The sequence below is a fragment of the Paenibacillus sp. 2KB_22 genome, assembly GCF_052115745.1.
Classification (GTDB): Bacteria; Bacillota; Bacilli; order Paenibacillales; family Paenibacillaceae; genus Paenibacillus.
The window spans coordinates 492,335-511,224 of record NZ_JBFRHG010000002.1; the positions used below are offsets into that span (position 1 = coordinate 492,335).

General features: G+C 44.9%; 19 protein-coding genes and 1 other annotated feature. Of the genes, 10 read left to right on the forward strand and 9 right to left on the reverse strand.

Annotated features, from left to right (window positions below; translation table 11 throughout):
• Positions 1-72: 72 nt before the first annotated feature.
• A complete protein-coding gene (locus AB4111_RS13100) occupies positions 73-576 on the forward strand; it encodes a hypothetical protein (RefSeq protein ID WP_124116370.1) in 504 nt (167 codons plus the stop codon).
• A 5-nt stretch (positions 577-581) separates the two neighbouring features.
• A complete protein-coding gene (locus tag AB4111_RS13105; protein WP_017687903.1) occupies positions 582-860 on the forward strand; it encodes a YxcD family protein in 279 nt (92 codons plus the stop codon).
• Positions 861-953: 93 nt separating this feature from the next.
• On the opposite strand, the gene tyrS is transcribed toward AB4111_RS13105, so the two are convergent.
• The 8 genes from tyrS to AB4111_RS13145 all read right to left on the reverse strand — a co-directional run bounded on the left by tyrS (position 954) and on the right by AB4111_RS13145 (position 8,938).
• Entirely contained in the window at positions 954-2,216 is a 1,263-nt protein-coding gene (gene tyrS, locus AB4111_RS13110; RefSeq protein WP_442031955.1) for a tyrosine--tRNA ligase, read from the reverse strand.
• Between the two features lie 116 nt (positions 2,217-2,332).
• Positions 2,333-2,560: a binding site (T-box leader), on the reverse strand.
• 99 nt (positions 2,561-2,659) lie between these two features.
• Complete coding sequence (locus AB4111_RS13115; protein WP_442031956.1) at positions 2,660-3,109, reverse strand: DMP19 family protein; 450 nt, start codon at positions 3,107-3,109, stop codon at positions 2,660-2,662.
• 20 nt (positions 3,110-3,129) lie between these two features.
• The gene (locus AB4111_RS13120) at positions 3,130-3,573 is read right to left on the reverse strand and encodes an Imm63 family immunity protein (RefSeq protein ID WP_442031957.1); all 444 of its coding nucleotides are present in this window, start codon (positions 3,571-3,573) and stop codon (positions 3,130-3,132) included.
• Positions 3,574-3,726: 153 nt separating this feature from the next.
• Positions 3,727-5,196 carry a protein adenylyltransferase SelO gene (locus AB4111_RS13125; protein ID WP_442031958.1) on the reverse strand — a complete coding sequence of 490 codons (1,470 nt, stop codon included), beginning with the start codon at positions 5,194-5,196 and terminating at the stop codon, positions 3,727-3,729.
• A 345-nt stretch (positions 5,197-5,541) separates the two neighbouring features.
• Positions 5,542-6,858 carry a nucleobase:cation symporter-2 family protein gene (locus AB4111_RS13130; RefSeq protein WP_442031959.1) on the reverse strand — a complete coding sequence of 439 codons (1,317 nt, stop codon included), beginning with the start codon at positions 6,856-6,858 and terminating at the stop codon, positions 5,542-5,544.
• Positions 6,859-7,178: 320 nt separating this feature from the next.
• Positions 7,179-7,955: an NRDE family protein gene (locus tag AB4111_RS13135; protein ID WP_442031960.1), complete on the reverse strand. Its 777-nt coding sequence runs from the start codon at positions 7,953-7,955 to the stop codon at positions 7,179-7,181.
• Between the two features lie 46 nt (positions 7,956-8,001).
• Entirely contained in the window at positions 8,002-8,301 is a 300-nt protein-coding gene (locus AB4111_RS13140) for a Dabb family protein (RefSeq protein WP_442031961.1), read from the reverse strand.
• A gap of 55 nt (positions 8,302-8,356) precedes the next feature.
• Complete coding sequence (locus tag AB4111_RS13145; protein WP_442031962.1) at positions 8,357-8,938, reverse strand: TetR/AcrR family transcriptional regulator; 582 nt, start codon at positions 8,936-8,938, stop codon at positions 8,357-8,359.
• Positions 8,939-9,162: 224 nt separating this feature from the next.
• Here AB4111_RS13145 and AB4111_RS13150 point away from each other — a divergent pair, with 224 nt between their 5' ends.
• The 3 genes from AB4111_RS13150 (at position 9,163) to AB4111_RS13160 (ending at position 12,279) form a co-directional block, all read left to right on the forward strand.
• The gene (locus tag AB4111_RS13150; RefSeq protein ID WP_442032764.1) at positions 9,163-10,278 is read left to right on the forward strand and encodes an NADH:flavin oxidoreductase; all 1,116 of its coding nucleotides are present in this window, start codon (positions 9,163-9,165) and stop codon (positions 10,276-10,278) included.
• A 223-nt stretch (positions 10,279-10,501) separates the two neighbouring features.
• On the forward strand, positions 10,502-11,353 hold the full coding sequence (locus AB4111_RS13155; protein ID WP_442031963.1) for a helix-turn-helix domain-containing protein: 852 nt from the start codon (positions 10,502-10,504) through the stop codon (positions 11,351-11,353).
• Positions 11,350-12,279, forward strand: coding sequence for a DMT family transporter (locus AB4111_RS13160; protein WP_442031964.1), 930 nt, complete (start codon positions 11,350-11,352; stop codon positions 12,277-12,279). Before AB4111_RS13155 ends, AB4111_RS13160 begins: the two co-directional genes overlap by 4 nt.
• A gap of 71 nt (positions 12,280-12,350) precedes the next feature.
• Here the strand turns inward: AB4111_RS13160 and AB4111_RS13165 are convergent, their stop codons facing one another.
• A complete protein-coding gene (locus AB4111_RS13165; protein WP_442031965.1) occupies positions 12,351-13,052 on the reverse strand; it encodes a pseudouridine synthase in 702 nt (233 codons plus the stop codon).
• 204 nt (positions 13,053-13,256) lie between these two features.
• Here AB4111_RS13165 and AB4111_RS13170 point away from each other — a divergent pair, with 204 nt between their 5' ends.
• The 5 genes from AB4111_RS13170 to AB4111_RS13190 all read left to right on the forward strand — a co-directional run bounded on the left by AB4111_RS13170 (position 13,257) and on the right by AB4111_RS13190 (position 18,888).
• A complete protein-coding gene (locus AB4111_RS13170; protein ID WP_442031966.1) occupies positions 13,257-13,889 on the forward strand; it encodes a hypothetical protein in 633 nt (210 codons plus the stop codon).
• A 331-nt stretch (positions 13,890-14,220) separates the two neighbouring features.
• Positions 14,221-15,429, forward strand: coding sequence for an MFS transporter (locus tag AB4111_RS13175; RefSeq protein WP_442031967.1), 1,209 nt, complete (start codon positions 14,221-14,223; stop codon positions 15,427-15,429).
• Between the two features lie 90 nt (positions 15,430-15,519).
• The gene (locus AB4111_RS13180) at positions 15,520-16,758 is read left to right on the forward strand and encodes an aspartate aminotransferase family protein (RefSeq protein ID WP_442031968.1); all 1,239 of its coding nucleotides are present in this window, start codon (positions 15,520-15,522) and stop codon (positions 16,756-16,758) included.
• Between the two features lie 271 nt (positions 16,759-17,029).
• Positions 17,030-18,079 (forward strand): zinc-dependent alcohol dehydrogenase, encoded by a 1,050-nt coding sequence (locus AB4111_RS13185; protein ID WP_442031969.1) that lies wholly within the window; start codon positions 17,030-17,032, stop codon positions 18,077-18,079.
• A 71-nt stretch (positions 18,080-18,150) separates the two neighbouring features.
• On the forward strand, positions 18,151-18,888 hold the full coding sequence (locus tag AB4111_RS13190; RefSeq protein ID WP_442031970.1) for an HAD family hydrolase: 738 nt from the start codon (positions 18,151-18,153) through the stop codon (positions 18,886-18,888).
• The last annotated feature ends 2 nt before the right edge of the window (positions 18,889-18,890 follow it).

The window sequence follows — 18,890 nt, forward strand, 5'->3', positions numbered from 1 at the left end:
AACCGTATTACTTGAGTAAGGCCCAATTTTGGGCGAATCAAACAAATTAATCGGGGGGTTACGATCTTTACAATGAAGAAAAAATTCGGAGTTAAACATCTAATGATGGTATTTATGGCCTTTACATTATTGTTCGCAACAGTGGGAGTAACGAATCCGGATTCTGCGGATGCAAGACGTGGTGGCGGATTCAAATCCGGTACAAAAAGTTATACCAACACACCTAAAAAATCCGACTCCAACAGCAACGTGAATCAATCCAATTCCGGTAATAACTCCGGTACTGGTGCAGCTGCAACTCGTGGTGGTGGATTCTTCGGCGGTGGCGGCGGATTCATGAAAGGCATGATGCTTGGTGGTCTTGCTGGTATGATGTTCGGCGGATTGTTCGGTGGCATGGGCGCCCTGGGTAACATCCTTGGATTGCTCGTGAACGTTGCAGCCATCATGTTGATTGTTATGCTGGCTATGGCACTCTTCAGAGCCATCTCCAATCGTCGTAAACCTGCAGCGGATGGCCGTTATGACCGCCGCAATGATCGTGATGATGACCGTAACAGAAACGGACGGTACTAATCTCTATGGTTCTGAGCATGGATGAAATTGTGAATGCAATCTGTATTCATATGGCAGAACGTAAGGGTGTACGTCCAACCGATGTAAACGTAGAACTGAGCTGGGAAGAAGATACAGGTTATTCCGCTGAAGTTTGGATTCAAGGCCGTAGTCAATATCTGGTGGAGTCCAATATGATTGAAGCGATTCTTCGTTACCTGCACAGTGAATACAACATTCGGGCGTACCGTGAGAACGTACGACTTGATCTGGATGAAGAAATCACAGCGATTGTTAATCAATAAAATAGGTCAAGCAATGACCTGATATACAAAAGACCGTCTCCGCTCTGTCGCCTGACAGAGATGGAAGACGGTCTTTTTGTTTCTGTAGTTGTACTAGGATTGAAGTTTAACCAGGCTGTAATTCTTTTTACCTTTACGGATAATGATGAATTTACCGCCAATGGCATGCTCTGCAGACACCGTGAATTCAAGCTCCGTGATTTTCTCACCATTCATGGAAATCGCACCTTTGGTGACATCCTCACGCGCCTGGCGCTTGGATGGCTCCAGACCCAGATCTACGAGCCAGTCCACGATATTTTTGGCTTCGCCGTCCGTTTCAAATGTTGGCATTTCCTTGAAGCCCTGCTCGATTTCATCTGCCGTCAGAGAACGGATATCACCACTGAACAGCGCAGCTGTAATACGCTTAGCCTGTTCAAGCATTTCTTCGCCGTGAACGAATTTTGTCATTTCTTCCGCAAGTGCTTTCTGTGCTTCACGTCTGTGCGGCTCTGTCTCTACCTTTTCAGCCAAAGCTTCAATTTCTTCTTTGCTCAGGAAGGTAAAGTATTTCAAGTATTTGATCACATCACGATCTTCTGTATTCGCCCAGAACTGGTAGAATTCGAATGGTGTCGTTTTGTTCGGATCAAGCCAGACTGAGCCGCCAGCTGTTTTACCAAATTTGGTTCCGTCGGATTTGAGCATGAGCGGAATGGTCAGACCGTACGCCTTCGCTTCAGATCCTTCTTTTTTACGAATCAGATCAAGACCACTCGTGATATTACCCCATTGATCGGAACCGCCGATTTGAAGCTGTACGTCTTCGTTCTGGAATAGGTGCAGGTAGTCGAGTGATTGAAGAATCTGGTAGGAGAACTCCGTGAACGAGATTCCGCCTTCCAGTCTGCTCGCCACTACATCCTTAGCCAGCATTGTGTTAAGGTTAAAGTTTTTGCCGTAGTCACGCAAAAATTCAATGACGTTGATTTTGTGTGTCCAATCGTAGTTATTCACCATGCGAACCTGATTATCCCCGTCTGTTACAAACAACTTCTTCATCTGCGCTGTCAGTGCATCCACATTCTCCTGCACTTGCTCCATCGTTTGCAAAGACCGCTCTGCCTGACGACCACTTGGATCACCAATCGTGCCTGTTGCTCCACCGATCAAAATGACTGGACGATGTCCTGCCAGTTGAAAACGTTTCAGCATCATGAAGGGAATTAGATGTCCAATATGCATGCTATCTCCCGTTGGGTCAACACCGCAGTACAAAGAAACGGACTTTGTTTCAGTCAATTCACGTAATCCCTCAGCATCCGTCTGCTGGTTAATGGCGTCACGCCACTGTAGTTCATCAATAATATTCATTTGTATAACCCCTTTTCTATCCTCAAAATTCAGTCATGATCTACGTTGAATTACGAAATAACACGCTGGAACGGCTTTTTTGGACACAAAAAAATCGCCTCCTTGTCTTCATTAGACACAGGGACGATTATCATAACCGTGGTACCACCCAAATTGCATGGATAACACGTAACCTTAACACGCTATCCATACCACTTTTGGCAATATATCGTTTGCCTATCCGCTTGGCATTACCCAAGTACTCCAGAGTGTAATTCGCAGCCCTTGTATGTATCAGGTTCCATCAACCCCTGACTTTCTGTAACAGGGACAAAGCCGCTACTGCGCTCTATCAACGTAATTCATGTATTCAATTTATAGCAAGTATAGCCGAACGTTTCAGTCATTGCAAGACCAAGTATGCAATCCTTAGACAGTACAACCGATGCTTAGTTAAAACCAGATTATATAATCATCATGTTCAATTTTCCGTGATAATAACCATAGGCTTTCTCCGCGATCTGATCCTCATTATTCCAAAATTGCCGATCCAGCTCATCTAACTGGTGCTCTTGTTCCTTTGTCAGTAATTTAGGAATGTCCCATAATCCAGTAAGCCTTTCGTCCTCTTTCAAATGCTCAATGCATCCGTATGCTGAGGTTATAATCTCCACGACTTGAGTCGCACCAATAATATGTAATGCCCGCAACGCGTAACGATATACCTCTTCACCCCAGTTACAGAAAAACTGTATAAAACCGCCATTAAAGACATCCGCCTCTAACAGCCATAAAGCAGCAATGTCCTGCTCGTTCGAAGTCAACGAAGCCCAGCCCTGTTCAGATTCATTCTTTTTTTCAACAAATAAAACAGCATACTCATACCAAATATCATTTATATCTTGCTCGCTCATGTAACACACCTCACTTTTCCTTATTCCAAGCTCTCTAACTCCTGACGTTTCCCCGTCTGATACCAATGTAAATAGGGATCACCGATCTGCTGGAAAGCTTCCTGAACACCCCTGTTCAGTTCCTTCATGATTTCATCTGTATAGTTCAAATGCGTATGTTTATTATCTACACCATGTCTTTCCAACAACCCTACATGCGTTTCGGTGAAAATAATATCCTCCAGCAGCCAATAGATGACTTCATCCGACTTTTTTACCCTTTTCTCTAACGAGACGAGACCACGTTCATATATTCGAACGATATACGAATCTTTTCCATTCTCAACATAGGGTACACCATCCCATTTAAAGGTCTCAAATAAGCGGTTAACATAGTTCTGCATCTGTTCCCTGCGGAAAGTTGTTCGCTCTAAAAGCTGTAAAAGGATATCTGCCAATTGTTGTTTGCTTAACATGTTGGACATGAATGCACCTGCCTATATAGAAGTAAATCTCTACTTATCTAATTATTGCATGACATTCTCCGAATTCAACCTCAATGTGTTGGATTCTAACGTCGATGACAGAATGGAAATGAAAAAGCTGCCAAAGGCAGCCTCCTCATCCATACTGTTCAATCAGGTCCCACAAAAAGTCTGATACGAAGTATTGCATTGCGCAGGTAGTTCAGCATATTCAGCCTGTTCAGGTGAATGCGCGAACGGATCTGAAAGTACATCCAAAAGCTTCTCCATTACGCTAAGATCCCCATGATTCTCTGCTCGCTCAAGGGCTTCCTCGACCCGATGATTACGGGGAATGACCGCTGGATTGCTCGTTCTCATCAACTGCTTAGAGACTTCCTTCTCACCTTGCTGTCTGTCTAATCTTGCTTGCCTGCGCTCATGCCATTCAGCAAATTCTGACGTGCCAAACCAAGCTGTTCCTTCCAATGTGTCAAAGGTCAAAGCCAGGAACGTATTGGTGTAATCTGCACTATGCTTCTCCATGAGTTCAAATAGATCCTTGACCAAGGCTTCATCTTCGGCCTCTTCATCCAACAAGCCCAGTTTGGAACGCATCCCCTTGAGCCAGTGATGATGGTACAATTCAGAGAATTGTGCGATAGCATCCTGCGCGAGTTGCACCGCCTGCTCTTCATCTTCGTGCAACAGCGGCAGAAGCGTCTCGGCAAATCGAGCTAAATTCCAACCGGCAATATACGGTTGATTGCCATAAGCATAGCGACCTTGTCTGTCAATGGAGCTAAATACGGTCGAAGGATTGTAAGCATCCATAAAGGCGCATGGACCATAATCAATGGTCTCACCACTAATGGCCATGTTATCTGTGTTCATCACGCCATGAATGAAACCAACTCGCTGCCACTGGGCAATGAGAGCCGCCTGCCGCTTAATCACTTCCTGAAGGAGCAGAAGATAACGATTTTCAGCTTGAGCAACCTCAGGAAAATGTCGATGCAACGTGTAATCAGCCAACGCCCGAAGATCTTCAACAGACCCCCATCTGGCTGCGTACTGGAAGGTTGCTACTCGGATGTGACTGGATGCCACACGAGTCAAGATAGCCCCAGGTCGTTCTGTTTCGCGAATAATATTTTCTCCTGTAGCCACCACCGCCAGACTGCGAGTCGTTGGAATACCCAGTGCATTCATCGCTTCACTAATGATATACTCACGCAACATGGGTCCAACAGCAGCTCGTCCATCCCCTCCACGGGAGTAGGGTGTTCTTCCTGAACCTTTCAGCTGGATATCCACTCGCTCGCCCTGTGGCGTAATCTGTTCTCCCAGCAGCAAAGCCCTTCCATCACCAAGCATGTTAAAATTGCCGAATTGATGTCCTGCGTAGGCCTGAGCTAAAGGCTCGGCTCCTTCCGGAACCAGGTTACCTGCAAAAATTTGCGCTCCTTCATCACTGTCAAGAGACTCCACATCCAGTCCCAAGCTGGAGGCAAGCAGTCTATTGAAAATGATTAGCTTTGGTGATTCAACAGGCACTGCGCCCTGACGTGTAAAAAAGGGTTGCGGTAACTGCGCATAACTATTGTCCAAATTCCAGCCTTTGTTTGACTTCGCTTGTTGCATGATGCTCACAACTCCTTTTCTGTACCCAAGGGATTATCCCCAGGTTTTATTTTAGCCTTGTAAACCGATGCTCATTTATGTAGTCGCATGGAAATTCAATTCAAGAGGTTGTTGACTTAAACGAACATATAAAATGTTCTTGATGAAACTTTAGCATATTTGCATTCCTTTTGCATTCCTCATGAATAGTCACTTTGATAAGGGAACCACCACATTGTTGGTTTCGCGCAAAAAAATCCAAGAAGTTTCTTGGCCAGGTGGAGTCATTTCCTTTCATTCCACTTCCCAGAGAAACCTTCTTGGATCTGTTCCGTTTACGCGATGACATGTATGTTATTACAAGAATTACGTATGTGCTTCCTGAACCTGTACGGGTTGTACAGGCAAGCTTTCTTTTTTGAAACCGAGGTTAAAGAAGACATTGAGCAGGATCGCTGACAGGCTTCCTGTGATGATACCATCGCTAACAATGATGCGAATACTTTGAGGAAGCTGGGCAAACAGATCGGGTACAGCGGTAACGCCAAGTCCAAGAGAAACGGAGCAAGCCACGATCAACAGATTGGATTGTTTGCCAAAATCGACGTTTTGCAGCATTTTGATTCCGGATGAGACGACCATTCCAAACAGGACAACCGTCGCTCCTCCGAGGACAGCACTTGGAATAATGGTTGCAAAAGCAGCTACCTTTGGAATGAGTCCCAGAAAGACCAGAATACCTCCAGCTGCAACCACGACATTGGTCGTTTTCACCTTCGAGAGCTGAACCAAACCGACATTCTGTGCAAATGTATTGTATGGAAAAGCATTGAAAATACCGCCCAGGACAAACGCGAGACCTTCTGCGCGGTATCCGCGTGCCAGATCTTTCTCGTTAATAGGTTGATCACAGATTTTGCTCAAAGCCATAAAAACACCTGTTGATTCAATGATGACAACCGTACCTACAATGATCATTGTAATAATGGGACCGATTTCGAAGGTAGGCCATCCGAAGTAAAAGGGTTGGGGTAAATGGAACCAGGAGGCTTCCTGTACAGCGGCAAAATTCACTTTTCCCATGAAGGCTGCGATGAGGGTCCCCACGATAATACCAAGGAGAACAGCCAGGGATTTAACAAAGCCGCGAGCATATCGATTCAGTATCAGAATGAAAAGTAAAACGCCAAATGAAAGAGCCAAATTGTCCAAACTTCCAAAATTCTCGCTGTTTGCTCCACCCGCCATGTTTTTAATACCGGTTGGGATTAACGCAAGACCGATGATGGTTACCACTGTACCGATCACAACTGGTGGAAACAATTTGACAATTTTACTGAAAAACACGGCGAAGATGACGATAAATAAACCCGCTGCAATGATCGACCCATATATGGCAGGAATGCCGTATTGCGATCCAATCGCAATCATGGGTGTCACCGCGACAAAGGAACTTCCGAGCACCGCTGGCAAACCAATCCCCAGGTACTTTCCTTTCCGAGCCTGAAGCCATGTAGCAATCCCACACGTTAACAGGTCAATGGATACCAGATACGCCAACTGCTCTGCTGTCAGATTTAGTGCTCTGCCCACAAGCAAAGGTACCAGAATTGCTCCCGCATACATCGCGAGTACGTGCTGAATCCCCAGTGAAAAAACTCTCATCTTTTTGGTTTCTTTCATCCCACGTTGCCCCCCTGAAATTAGAATCAACCGAACCGCTGCAAAAATCATGTTATGTTGATTCACATTATATAAACTATTCAGGGAAGTTCCATGATTCATAACATAGAATTGTGATAAGAGATAAAGAGCCCAACTAAAATTGGGCGTGTTATACAAAAGGTACTCTCTTAAAATTTATGTCGCGTTATATTAGTTGACACAAGATTGAATAGCCCTCTTTGACACTCCGAAAAAAGAGATATGAACGTGGGATTTAATTTCAGTGCTTCATGTTTAATACATATTTCTGAACATCATTTGTTTCATATTCTCAGCTGTCAGTTGAGAAGCTTGATGTTAAAACGTTGCTCCATTACCTCTCCGTTCTGGTGAACCATCTCCGTAAAAAACACTTCTTCTCTGTTCATCAAAACAACGGATGAAGCTCTGGTCCCATAATCGAATTTCTCACTTCTGACAAAGATGGGAGAAAGCAAACGTTCCCACTCCAATGGAACACCTGTATGAGGCAGAAGTTCATCCACTGAAGGATCTGCCATTTGCAGCAAACTTAATATTTGTTCAGTGAGAGTATCCTCGTCCACGTTCTCCCCTTGAATGATACTCTCCAGCCCTTCTTTGCCACGTTTCACCTTGGGCCAATCTGTATTAATTAAGTGATTACTAATCCCGTATATCCCCGGTTTCAACTTCATCACGACATTACCCACATTCGAATAATAATAGAGGTCGTCGCGATCCCCCACTAACAAGTTGTAGCCAGGATAATTATTGCGACTTTGCTCTGCTTGTTGTATATATTGCTCAGGTGTGGATGTTCCCTTTAAAAAGTCAGCAACCAGATCTCCTCTTGAGCCCTTGGCGTTTACCTCTTCATTCGGATCACGATAATTCGTAACAGCAGCCAAACGTCCAGCTGTTGTTACGCCCATCCAGGTTCCCATTTTGGACAAATCCCGGCCAGCCAATATATGAGGATATTCTTCCCAATAATGTACCTGAGCAGTAGGCCTGTGATAGAATTCATCCCTATTTGATCCCAATATAAGCGGATACTTTGGATGCATGTTGTAAGCAAATAAAATTAAACACATGGGAATCTTCAACTCCTATATTCGTTAAACCTCTGATATCGGGTCTTTATATCGCATAATCAACTACAATGACATCTTCCACCCAACCATCGAGGGAAGCTACAAATGCCTGATGAGCAGGATGTGGACCATAGGCACGCAGTGCGTCCTGATCTTCAAACGTCACTCTCAACCCAATCGTATAACCTTGGATTCGGTCCGTTTCTTCCGTTACATTGATCCCTGCGGTCAACGCGACAATCCCCGGGATTTGTTCCTGTAGCGCGAGCAATTGCTCCACCCATTCCTGCTGTTTGGCTAGCGTGGTTTTATCGTTAAATTTAAAAACAACCAAATGATCAATCATCTTGTCACTTCTCCTTCGTCCATTCGAATAGTAAAGCGATTTCGTTAAAATAAAGTTAATTCAACAATTCCAATCCGCCCATCATATAGGGGACAACTCGCTGGGCCAAGTCTGCTGGAGATTCCTGTCTTCCATCCATATTCCATCGATACGTCATTCCATAGATCGACCAGCTTAGCATCGTTGCAGTAATTTTTAGTGTTTTGGGATCTACATCCTTCGCCACTTTGCTCATTAATTCAAGAAGGAATTGCTCCAGTTGAGTCTTGATGTTCTCTTCAATAATTGGTGCAACCGTCTCATATTTTTTGATGCACCCATTGCTAGAGACGTGGTAATCACATAATGAAAATATAAGCTGCTGCATGGTTTCCGCTGATAACCGCGCATCCGGATTCACCCTTTTCGTTACATATTCCATAAAAGCATCCGATAACAAGGCTTCGAGGAGTGCATATTTATCCTGAAAATGGGCGTAAAATGTGGCTCTGTAAATGGTGGCCTCTTCCGTAATGTTTTGAATCGTAATACTGTTGAAATTTTTAAGGTTCAGCTGAGCTAAAAACGCATCAAGGATTAATTGCCGAGTGCGAATCACACGCGGATCGTTAGAATTTGAAGTTAATATTCCTGACATTTCCTAATACTCCTTTGTACTAAAGATCGGTGGATAGGTTCTTCCATTATAGTTAAGTGCTGTTTATACAACAAGTGATATTGGCGTTCCAAAACATCATACAATTTACGAATTCTTTCGCTTAAGCAACAAAACAATCGAACTGTTGGTTGAGCAAGCTCGCAGGGATTGCTAACATTGCACTCGTACCCACTGAGAGGTACATCATAATGGAGGTGCATATGTTGAGTAATCCACAATATAACATTATTTCTACGGAGCGTTTGTTTCAACCATACACCGTTTCAAAGCTAACCCTGTCCTCACGCATCGTCATGTCCCCCATGGCTCGTGCTTTCTCCCCAAACGGTGTCCCGGGCTCTGACGTAGCCGCATATTATCGCCGGCGTGCCGAGCAGGGTGTTGGACTCATTATTACAGAAGGTGCGACCATTGAACATCCGTCTGCATCAAGTGAGCCTAGAATTCCTCATATGTATGGAGAAGAAGCCCTTCAGGGCTGGGCTGAAGTGGTCAAACAAGTTCATGAAGCTGGCGGTAAAATCTTCCCTCAGATTTTACACATGGGAATCGTTCGTCCTTCAGGATCTGACCCACACCCGGAAGCTGCATCACTGAGTCCATCGGGAGTTGATATGGAAGGTACGCAAGTAGGTGCGCCCATGACGGAGGCAGAGATCGCAACTGTGATTCAAGCTTATGCTGATGCAGCAGTTAATGCCCAACGCATCGGTTTTGACGGAATTGAACTGCACGGTGCACACGGTTTTCTGATCGATCAGTTTTTCTGGAAAACAACGAATAGGAGAACAGACCGCTATGGTGGTGACCTTCAGAAACGAACCCAATTCGCGGTTGAACTTGTAATGGCAGTTCGTGCTGCGGTAGGTCCTGATTTTCCTATTGCAATGCGGATTTCCCAATGGAAAATGAATGATTATCAAGCCAGACTGTTCGACACACCGGAACAACTGGAACACTTCCTTCGTTTGCTGGTTGATGCAGGTGTAGACATCTTCCACTGCTCCACTCGGCGCTTCTGGGAGCCTGAGTTTGAGCAATCGGATCTGGGATTTGCAGGATGGGTGCGGAAGCTGAGTGGTCAAACCACAATTACAGTCGGTTCTGTAGGTATGCCGGATGAGTCTGACACAGGAGGAACTAAAGTTGAGCATCCAGGTATGGGCGAACTTATGAAGCGATTCGATCAACAAGAATTTGATCTGGTGGCTGTTGGACGTGCGCTGCTCGGTGACCCAGCATGGGCCGCCAAAGTACGCGAAGGCCGCATATCAGAGATTCAGGGTTTTACACCTGAAGTGCTGGCGACTTTACAGTAAGAACAAAACCCTGTTTCTTTCCCTGTTTTTCCTCATATCTATAGGTTTGAACTCATGAATCAACTATACTAAACAAAGGGCTCGCTCTCCCTCCGGGATTGCGGGTGTTTTGTTATTGGAGATATCTGTCCGCTCTTACACTTCGAGCAATAGCAATATCGTTCAAGAAAATTCCTTCTTTGCAACCTATAATGACCTTAACATACCAGAAAGAAGGTGCATCATGACTCGGGAAGTCCGGACTGTGGTATTTGATACCGATCTACAGCTAGAAGCTTATCAATTTGAAGGCATTATGCAGAAGTTTCCGAATCATTTTCATGACTATTACGTCATTGGATTTATTGAGCAAGACAAGCGTCACCTCGTCTGCAACAACGAAGAATACATTCTGAATAGTGGCGACATGATTGTCTTTAATCCACATGATCCTCATGCCTGCGAACAGGTTGATGGCAGAACCCTCGATTATCGCTGTATCAATGTCCAGCCTGAGGTTATGCTAGAGTATGCAAGAGAGATTACTGGACAGGCTTACTTGCCACGGTTTACATCCCCCGTTCTCTACCAAAGTGAACTTGTGGGTTCCCTGCACGAGCTTCATCAGATGATTCTGGAGGAACAATCGGATTTCTGCAAAGAAGAATTGTTACTCTTTCTGCTGGATCAATTGATGCGAGACTATTCGGATGCTGAACCGCCTGTATCCACGCAGGATGTAACCACTGAGGTCAGGCACATATGTGATTACATAGAAGCGCATTACATGGAGAGCATTTCGCTGAACGAGTTAGCCGATTTGACGGAGATGAGTAAGTATCACCTGCTGCGTTTATTCACTCGCCAGAAAGGGATAACCCCTTACCGCTACCTGGAAACCATTCGCATTAATCAAGCTAAACGTCTGCTGGAACAAGGCCTGCTTCCGATTGAAGTAGCCGCACAGACCGGATTCAGTGACCAGAGCCATTTCACGAATTTTTTCAAAAAACTGATCGGCCTGACACCCAAGCAATATAGACGTATCTTCAACCATGATGCGGAATTGAAACGAACTATAGATAACCTCGTATGACGAGTCATCATAACACCAATGCCGCTACCGGACATTTGCTCGCCTTATTTACCATATTGATCTGGGGAACTACCTTTGTCTCGACGAAGGTCCTGTTGATTGATTTCACTCCTGTAGAAATTTTATTTTTTCGCTTTCTGATCGGTTATTTGGTACTCGTACTAATCTATCCGCGTTCACTGCGGACCGCCTCATTCAGAGAAGAATGGTTATTTATCGGAGCAGGAATATGTGGAGTAACTCTATATTTTCTCATTGAAAATATTGCACTGGTGTATACGACTGCTTCCAACGTGGGTGTCATTATCTCCATTGCCCCATTCTTCACTGCTGTGCTCGCCAATTACTTCCTTGAGGGTGAGAAGTTAACTCGCCGCTTTATTATCGGATTTGGGATTGCCTTAAGCGGTATACTGCTCATCGCACTGAACGGCAGTTTCGTTCTGCAACTGAATCCGATAGGTGATCTCCTTGCTTTCATAGCACCTGCGGTATGGGCCATTTATTCTGTATTAATGCGTAAAATTGGCCAGCTTCGCTATCACACCATTGGAGCGACCCGCAAAGTGTTCTTCTATGGCATGGTCTTCATGCTGCCAGCTCTTTTCCTGTTTGAATTCCATCTTGAACTCGGGCGCTTCACAAGTATGACCAATCTTTCTAATTTTCTCTACCTCGGTCTGGGTGCCTCCGCGCTGTGTTTCGTGACCTGGAACCAGGCTGTGAATCTTCTCGGAGCTATCAAAACGAGTGTATATATCTATCTGGTGCCTGTCATTACTGTCGTGTCATCTGTACTGATTCTTCAAGAGCAGATAACCTGGGTGATTGTGCTTGGTGCGTTCTTAACCCTATTCGGCTCTTACATTTCAGAGCGCAAAGGACACAATTTTAACAACAAAAACACTAATCCGCGTAGCGGTTAGTGTTTGCTTCATTTTTTACAGATATAACTGGAAATCCTGGTTGACCACCGTTAACATACAGCAAAGTTCATTCATTTGATCTCATTCAATTGAGACAGCAGAATCTCCAGTTCCTCTTGCTCCAGATGACGCCATTGCCCCCGCTCCAGTTGATCCAGCGTAATATTCATAATTCGGATGCGCTCCAGCTTCAATACTCGGTACCCCAAAGCTTTGCACATTCTGCGGATCTGCAGATTGAGCCCCTGTGTCAGAATAATACGAAACACATGTTCACTTTGCCTATTCACTTCGCAAGGCTTGGTCACCACGTTCAGAATTTCAACCCCTTCAGACATGGTCTTTACAAATTCATCTGTTATGGGTTTATCTACAGTCACTACATATTCTTTATCATGATTATGCTCCGAACGCATCATCTTGTTCACAATGCCTCCATCATTCGTAAGCAAAATCAACCCCTCAGATGCCTTATCCAGCCTGCCTATTGCAAATATGCGAGAAGGATAATTCATATATTGAATGATGTTCCCCTCCACATGTTCTGCTGCTGTGCAGACAATACCGATGGGTTTATTCAGAGCAATGTAGACAGGTTCGCTGTCATTACGAGGAATCTCCTTGCCATCAATGAGTACCACATCGTCAAGTTCAACATTCGCCCCTTTTTCACATACCCTGCCATTGATCGTTATGCGTCCGGCTGCAATTAATCGGTTCGTTTCCCTGCGGGAGCAGAATCCCGTTTCACTTATGTATTTGTTAATTAACATGTGTCACCGCTTCTCATCTGTAATATATCTGCTAATTCATTGAATTTAATAGTGCGTTCATTTACTTCATGCAAGAGTTAGTACCTTGTACTGATTCTCATTCCCCATCATCTCATTTATACTGATACGAAGCAATGAATGGTTATATGAAAAAACATACAACGGTTCATAGGAAAGTCAAAATACACTCTGGAAGGAGTATACATGGACAAAGTTACTCGATTTACAGTTGATCCCGATGATCCAAACCTAGACTTTGGCATATGGATTGGTGGAGAAATCGCATACGTTGCAGACTGGCCGCTCAACCCTGAGGGGCAGCCTTTAATGCATCTGTTCTCCATCAATTGCAATATACTTTCACAGCAGGTCGATATCCCTTCTTTACCACAAGATAAATATATCTCGGTCTTCTCCACCTACTCCGCCTCCGAATACTTTTTGGACCAGGTAACCTATGCGGGAGATGAGCTGGAATGGAACGAGAATATTCTCGCAGGATACACTTATGTCTCGGTATCTTCGCATCCGCTAACTTCCGTATGTCCCGTTCCACCCATTCCGTTAAGCGGTGTACGTTTGATTGAAATGGAGTTGGACGATCAGGAGTTCCCTGCATTTTCGTTTTTCTCTCCGACTTTACCAAACGGTGTAAAAGGAATTGAGCATCTGGTAGAGGAGTATCAACTGGTGTGTCAAATATATTCCGGAGATTTTCCTGATCCTTATCGTGATATATTGGGTCTTCCCGATGCAAACGGTTATTTATTTTTGCGAAGGGGTCCCGCGTCTGCTCACGCACCATTCGATGCAATTTTCTTTGTACAGACTGCTTAATTGCGATATGTTGAGGTTAGGTTCCATCATATAGAACGGCTAAGCAGAACGTTTCCCGTCTACTCAGACAGGGAACGTTTTTTGATATATGCACAGTTTACAATCCTCGCTCAATTCAAATGCCAACACTGTTAAAAGGTCATATTGATTGGATCGTATCTATCCTTTCGACACGAAATCGTTTTAGAAAAAAATGTAACACGAATTTTCAAAACTTAACATTATTTTACAGTAAAAAGCATGTACATTTCGGCAATTATGATATAAGTTAGATATGAAATAAACATTAATTACATAATATAAAACTTTTATCCAACTAGGAGGCGGGCTCTTGAAAAGAATATTCGCTCTAAGCTGCGGTTTTTATCTGTTAATCGGCATAACCAGCGTTGTGCTCGGTGCACTTCTCCCTGTTTTATTGTCATATTATGAGCGCGGTTACAGTGATGGCGGATTTTTGTTATTTCTGCAGTTTCTTGGATTTCTTGTCGGTGTACTTGTAGCTCCTGCCCTGACAGCCCGTATCGGAAGAAAAGCTATGCTGACTATTGCCTTGATCTGTATTGTAGCCGCCTATACATTACTCGGTTTTTTGCCATCCTGGGCTGTAGTTCTCCTTCTCACAATTATCGTAGGTTTCGGTTCAGGTATCATCGAACCCTCTGTAGGTGCATTCACGATCGAATTCACTGAGAATCAGAAGGCAGTCGCCATGTCTAAGCTGGATGTCTTCTTTGCTCTTGGAGCACTTCTCATTCCCGCTGTCGCTGCTTTATTTATCTGGATGGAACTGTGGCATCTTACTTTTTATACGGTGGCCGTGTTGTCACTGATTCTCATGTTGCTGTGGATCACTATGCCCCGGGCAGCCGCACTATATCTGGAACAGGCAGGCGAGAATACAGTGGCACACGCAGCAGGTAAAGCCCGATATTCGAGAAAACATCTGAGTCTGCTGACGATCTTCGTCATCTTCTTTTTCATCTACATGGGATTGGAACTGGGATTAATGAACTTCCTGCCCTCCATTCTCGTAGAACGACTGCAGCTTCAGGAATCTGTCGCATCGCTAAGTGTCTCCATCCTGTGGATTGCGATGATCATCGGTCGTCTTTTCTCCGGGAAAATAGCGGAAGCCGTCAACTATATGCCTTTCCTGATCTGGAGTACAGTCGGTACGTTTTTGTTCGCAGTTGCTATGGTATTTGTAACTGGACTGTGGGCAACGTATGTGTTGATCTTCGGAACCGGTCTGTTCATGTCAGGGCTGTTCTGTATCGCACTTGTCTATGCTAATGTTCTGATTCCCGGCATGACCGAGCGGACAACCAGTATCCTGATTGCATCGGGTGGTATTGGAGGTGCCATCTTGCAGTATGTGACTGGATGGAGTATGAGTACCTGGCCTGTTGTGAATACGATCTGGATTTTGGCCGGATTCTGTCTGATCCTGCTCCTCACATTAATGGTCTCTCATCTATGGACTGTTAAAAATAATGCAGTAAGTGCTACTCTCGCACAACATAGTAAGGAAATGTAAACATCGTTTCTTAAGGGAGGTGATGCCCGCATCATCCTGGATTGTTGAGCTTCGTTCGAGCTAGTACACCATTATATTGGAGGAAATCATATGCAAACTTTAACCAATAGCCGCTTCATAGCCGGAAAAGGGATTAAGTTGATTGACGATTCAGGTGTTGAATACCTCGATGGCGTGTCAGGTACGTTCAATCTGTCACTGGGCTATAATCACCCACATGTAGTCAGCAAAATTCAGGAACAAGTCGGCAATCTGACGCATATGTCTTCCTCCTTCACTGAACCCTACGTAAATGAAGTACTTGATCACTTAATCGAATATGCTCCAAACGACATTAATGCCGGATGGATGCGGGATATTACCGGTTCAACTGCAAACGAATGTGCGACCAAAATTGCACAAAAGTATACCGAATCGACAGACATCATCAGCCTGTATCTATCCCATCATGGGCAGACCCAATTTGCCACCGGGATTTCGGGGAATGCCTTTAGACGCAAACGGTTCCCCAATTCAGCTGTGGCTAACGCTGTTCATGTACCTGCCCCATACTGTTATCGCTGCCCATTCAAATCCTCAAACGGAGACTGCGGATATCAATGCGTTGAAGCTATCTCTGATGCGATAGAATATGCAAGTTCCGGCTCAGTCGCCTGCATGATCATCGAACCCATTCTGGGGAATGGCGGCAATATCATTCCTCCTGCCGGATATTTCAAACGACTGCGTAAACTGTGTGATGAGTACAACATGCTTCTCATTGCCGACGAAGTACAGACCGGCATCGGTCGTACTGGAACTATGTTTGCCAGCGAACTGTTTGATATCCAGCCTGATATGATTACCCTTGCCAAAGGTCTTGGCGGAATCGGCGTACCTGTTGCTGCTGTATTAATGCAATCCCGATTGAATGTGCTCGAAAAGCATGAACACTCCTTCACCTCAGGAAGCAATCTGATCTCCGTAACCGCTGCCAAATCCACCCTGGAGGTGGTATCTGAACCCGGATTTCTGGATGCTGTGAAACGCAAAGGTGAAATTCTGGGTGAATTGCTGCATGAATTAGCTATGAAATACCCAAGTATCGGGGAAGCTCGTGGTGTCGGGTTAATGTGGGGGTTGGAGATCGTAGGTGACGGTAATGAACCGGATACGTTAAAAACAAATGCCATTGTTGACCGCGCTTTTACAGATGAGCATCTGATCTTGAGAAGTTCAAGATATGGCTTCGGTAACGTAGTTAAGGTCCGGCCTTCCCTTACGACAACCGAAGATGAACTGGTAGAGATTGTAGAGCGGCTGGATTCGGTGCTTGCCAGCGTTCATTAGTGAGTAATTCATATTACACTCGAACACTACGCAAACAGAACAACCTTTCGATCGCTGTTATCCCCGGATTTTTTGATTCCCCTTTTCCCAAGGGGAAAATCCGTTGATAGCGTATGCTTCCGAAGCAGCTTTCTTTCAGAAAGCTTTGAGGCGAACGCTTCGCTTGTACAGAATCGATTTCGTCCCCTTCACTACTTTCGTATCTTGTCAGAAACTGCTTTAAAATCAAACGCTATATTTAGATTTTATATAATTATAAGGAGGTTATATCATGCTTGCATTGGTATACAAATCGGCATGGGATGTTGCGCTTGAGGAACGGCCTGTCCCGGAAATTACAAGAGATAACCAGGTATTGGTTCGTATTCGTGCGACAGGTGTATGCGGTACCGATCTCGGTATTGTCAGCGGCAAATATCATGCAGTCCCTTCGGTCATTCTCGGTCATGAGTCTGCCGGGGAAGTCATTGATGTTGGCTCTGCGGTAACAACATTGCAACCGGGCGACCGGGTTGTGATCGACCCTACCTACTATTGCGGACAATGTGACATGTGCAGAACAGGCAGACAAAATCATTGTACCCATAAGTCTGTTACGGAGACAGGTGTAAGTGCTGACGGGACGTTTACGGATTATTATGTGACCGAGGATCGCTTTTTGTACAAATTGAAGGATCATGTGAGCTATGAAGAAGCGACGTTGACGGAACCGCTCAGCTGTATGCTGACGGGGATTAATCAGATCCATCTACTGCCGAATTTCAGAACGATCATCCTCGGCGCAGGCCCGATTGGCATTTTGTACAGCTACGCGCTCGCTTCCAAAGGTGTTACCGGCTGTCTGGTTGACATCTCTGAGGAACGCTTAGCGATTGCCGGCTCCATTGCACCCGATCGTTGGGAAGTTCATTCATCCTTCGAAAATGCAATCGAATCACTGTCACCCGAAACGCAACAGGTCGATATGATTGTGGATACAACAGGTGTCGTAGGTACACAGGTGCTTTCCCAGCTCGCCAGCGGCGGTTACCTGATGCTGGTAGGTCTGAGAGATGGAAATACGTCCTTTAATCCAAAAGAAGTCGTGGACCGTAGTCTTAAAATTATTGGTTCCATCGATTCTCTGGGAACATTTGCAACCGCACATTATATGATTGAACAAGGGATCATTCCGGCAAAAAAAATCATCACCCACTCCTTTCCGTTGGAGGATTACGAAGAGGCTTTCCGCACACTTGGCTGCGATATTCAGGGCCGCACACTTCAAGCCTCTTCACATGCCATTAAAGTTGTACTGCAATCCAGCGGTTCCAGTTTCTAAAGTGGAAAACTAACTATGAATGGATTAGATTAGAGATATATGTATACACAATCCTTGAGGAGGAATACAACATGGTAGCAAACCAAGAGTTTGGCGGACTGGGAGCGGCCGATGATGACATCATTCAAGCAGTCATTTTTGATATGGATGGTGTACTAATTGACAGCGAACCGATATATTTCGAGATTGAGCGAAGCTCTTTTGCCCATTTTGGTGCAGTGATGACCGAAGAAGAACACCATGCTTATGTTGGAGTTACGCTGGAGTCCATGTGGCAGCAAGTACTGGATAAACATCAACTGACAGCTACGTTAGAAGAAGTACTAGCTTATCATCAGCATAATGTGATGCAAACCATGCTAGCTCATTCCAATTTGACGGCAATGCCTTCCGTGGAACGCTGGTTAAGCTGGCTGCATGAGCAACATATTCCCATAGCCGTTGCTTCTTCCTCTCCACGCGCACTGATTGATTTGATCATGAACAAGACAGGACTTGGGCGATACTTTGAGGTACGAATGACCGGAGAGGAAGTCGAGAATGGCAAGCCGGCACCAGATATTTTCTTGACCACAGCTGAAATGATTGGCGCATCCCCGTCGAATTGTCTGGTGATTGAGGACTCTCGTAATGGTGTTCAGGCGGCCAAAAGTGCAGGCATGCGCTGCATCGGTTATCACAATCCGGGATCAGGCAACCAGGACTTATCCAAAGCCGATCTTCAGATTTCCAGTTACGATGAGTTATGGACCTTGAAGGATACATTGCCTTTTGAAGGCAGATTACCAAGCCTGGCGAAGCTACGCTGATC

Excerpts from the sequence above, each read along its gene's own strand:
- AB4111_RS13100 (WP_124116370.1), top strand. The coding sequence starts at position 73 with ATGAAGAAAAAATTCGGAGTTAAACATCTAATGATGGTATTTATGGCC.
- AB4111_RS13105 (WP_017687903.1), top strand. The coding sequence starts at position 582 with ATGGTTCTGAGCATGGATGAAATTGTGAATGCAATCTGTATTCATATG.
- tyrS (WP_442031955.1), bottom strand. The coding sequence starts at position 2,216 with ATGAATATTATTGATGAACTACAGTGGCGTGACGCCATTAACCAGCAG.
- AB4111_RS13115 (WP_442031956.1), bottom strand. The coding sequence starts at position 3,109 with ATGAGCGAGCAAGATATAAATGATATTTGGTATGAGTATGCTGTTTTA.
- AB4111_RS13120 (WP_442031957.1), bottom strand. The coding sequence starts at position 3,573 with ATGTCCAACATGTTAAGCAAACAACAATTGGCAGATATCCTTTTACAG.
- AB4111_RS13125 (WP_442031958.1), bottom strand. The coding sequence starts at position 5,196 with ATGCAACAAGCGAAGTCAAACAAAGGCTGGAATTTGGACAATAGTTAT.
- AB4111_RS13130 (WP_442031959.1), bottom strand. The coding sequence starts at position 6,858 with ATGAAAGAAACCAAAAAGATGAGAGTTTTTTCACTGGGGATTCAGCAC.
- AB4111_RS13135 (WP_442031960.1), bottom strand. The coding sequence starts at position 7,955 with ATGTGTTTAATTTTATTTGCTTACAACATGCATCCAAAGTATCCGCTT.
- AB4111_RS13140 (WP_442031961.1), bottom strand. The coding sequence starts at position 8,301 with ATGATTGATCATTTGGTTGTTTTTAAATTTAACGATAAAACCACGCTA.
- AB4111_RS13145 (WP_442031962.1), bottom strand. The coding sequence starts at position 8,938 with ATGTCAGGAATATTAACTTCAAATTCTAACGATCCGCGTGTGATTCGC.
- AB4111_RS13155 (WP_442031963.1), top strand. The coding sequence starts at position 10,502 with ATGACTCGGGAAGTCCGGACTGTGGTATTTGATACCGATCTACAGCTA.
- AB4111_RS13160 (WP_442031964.1), top strand. The coding sequence starts at position 11,350 with ATGACGAGTCATCATAACACCAATGCCGCTACCGGACATTTGCTCGCC.
- AB4111_RS13165 (WP_442031965.1), bottom strand. The coding sequence starts at position 13,052 with ATGTTAATTAACAAATACATAAGTGAAACGGGATTCTGCTCCCGCAGG.
- AB4111_RS13170 (WP_442031966.1), top strand. The coding sequence starts at position 13,257 with ATGGACAAAGTTACTCGATTTACAGTTGATCCCGATGATCCAAACCTA.
- AB4111_RS13180 (WP_442031968.1), top strand. The coding sequence starts at position 15,520 with ATGCAAACTTTAACCAATAGCCGCTTCATAGCCGGAAAAGGGATTAAG.
- AB4111_RS13185 (WP_442031969.1), top strand. The coding sequence starts at position 17,030 with ATGCTTGCATTGGTATACAAATCGGCATGGGATGTTGCGCTTGAGGAA.
- AB4111_RS13190 (WP_442031970.1), top strand. The coding sequence starts at position 18,151 with ATGGTAGCAAACCAAGAGTTTGGCGGACTGGGAGCGGCCGATGATGAC.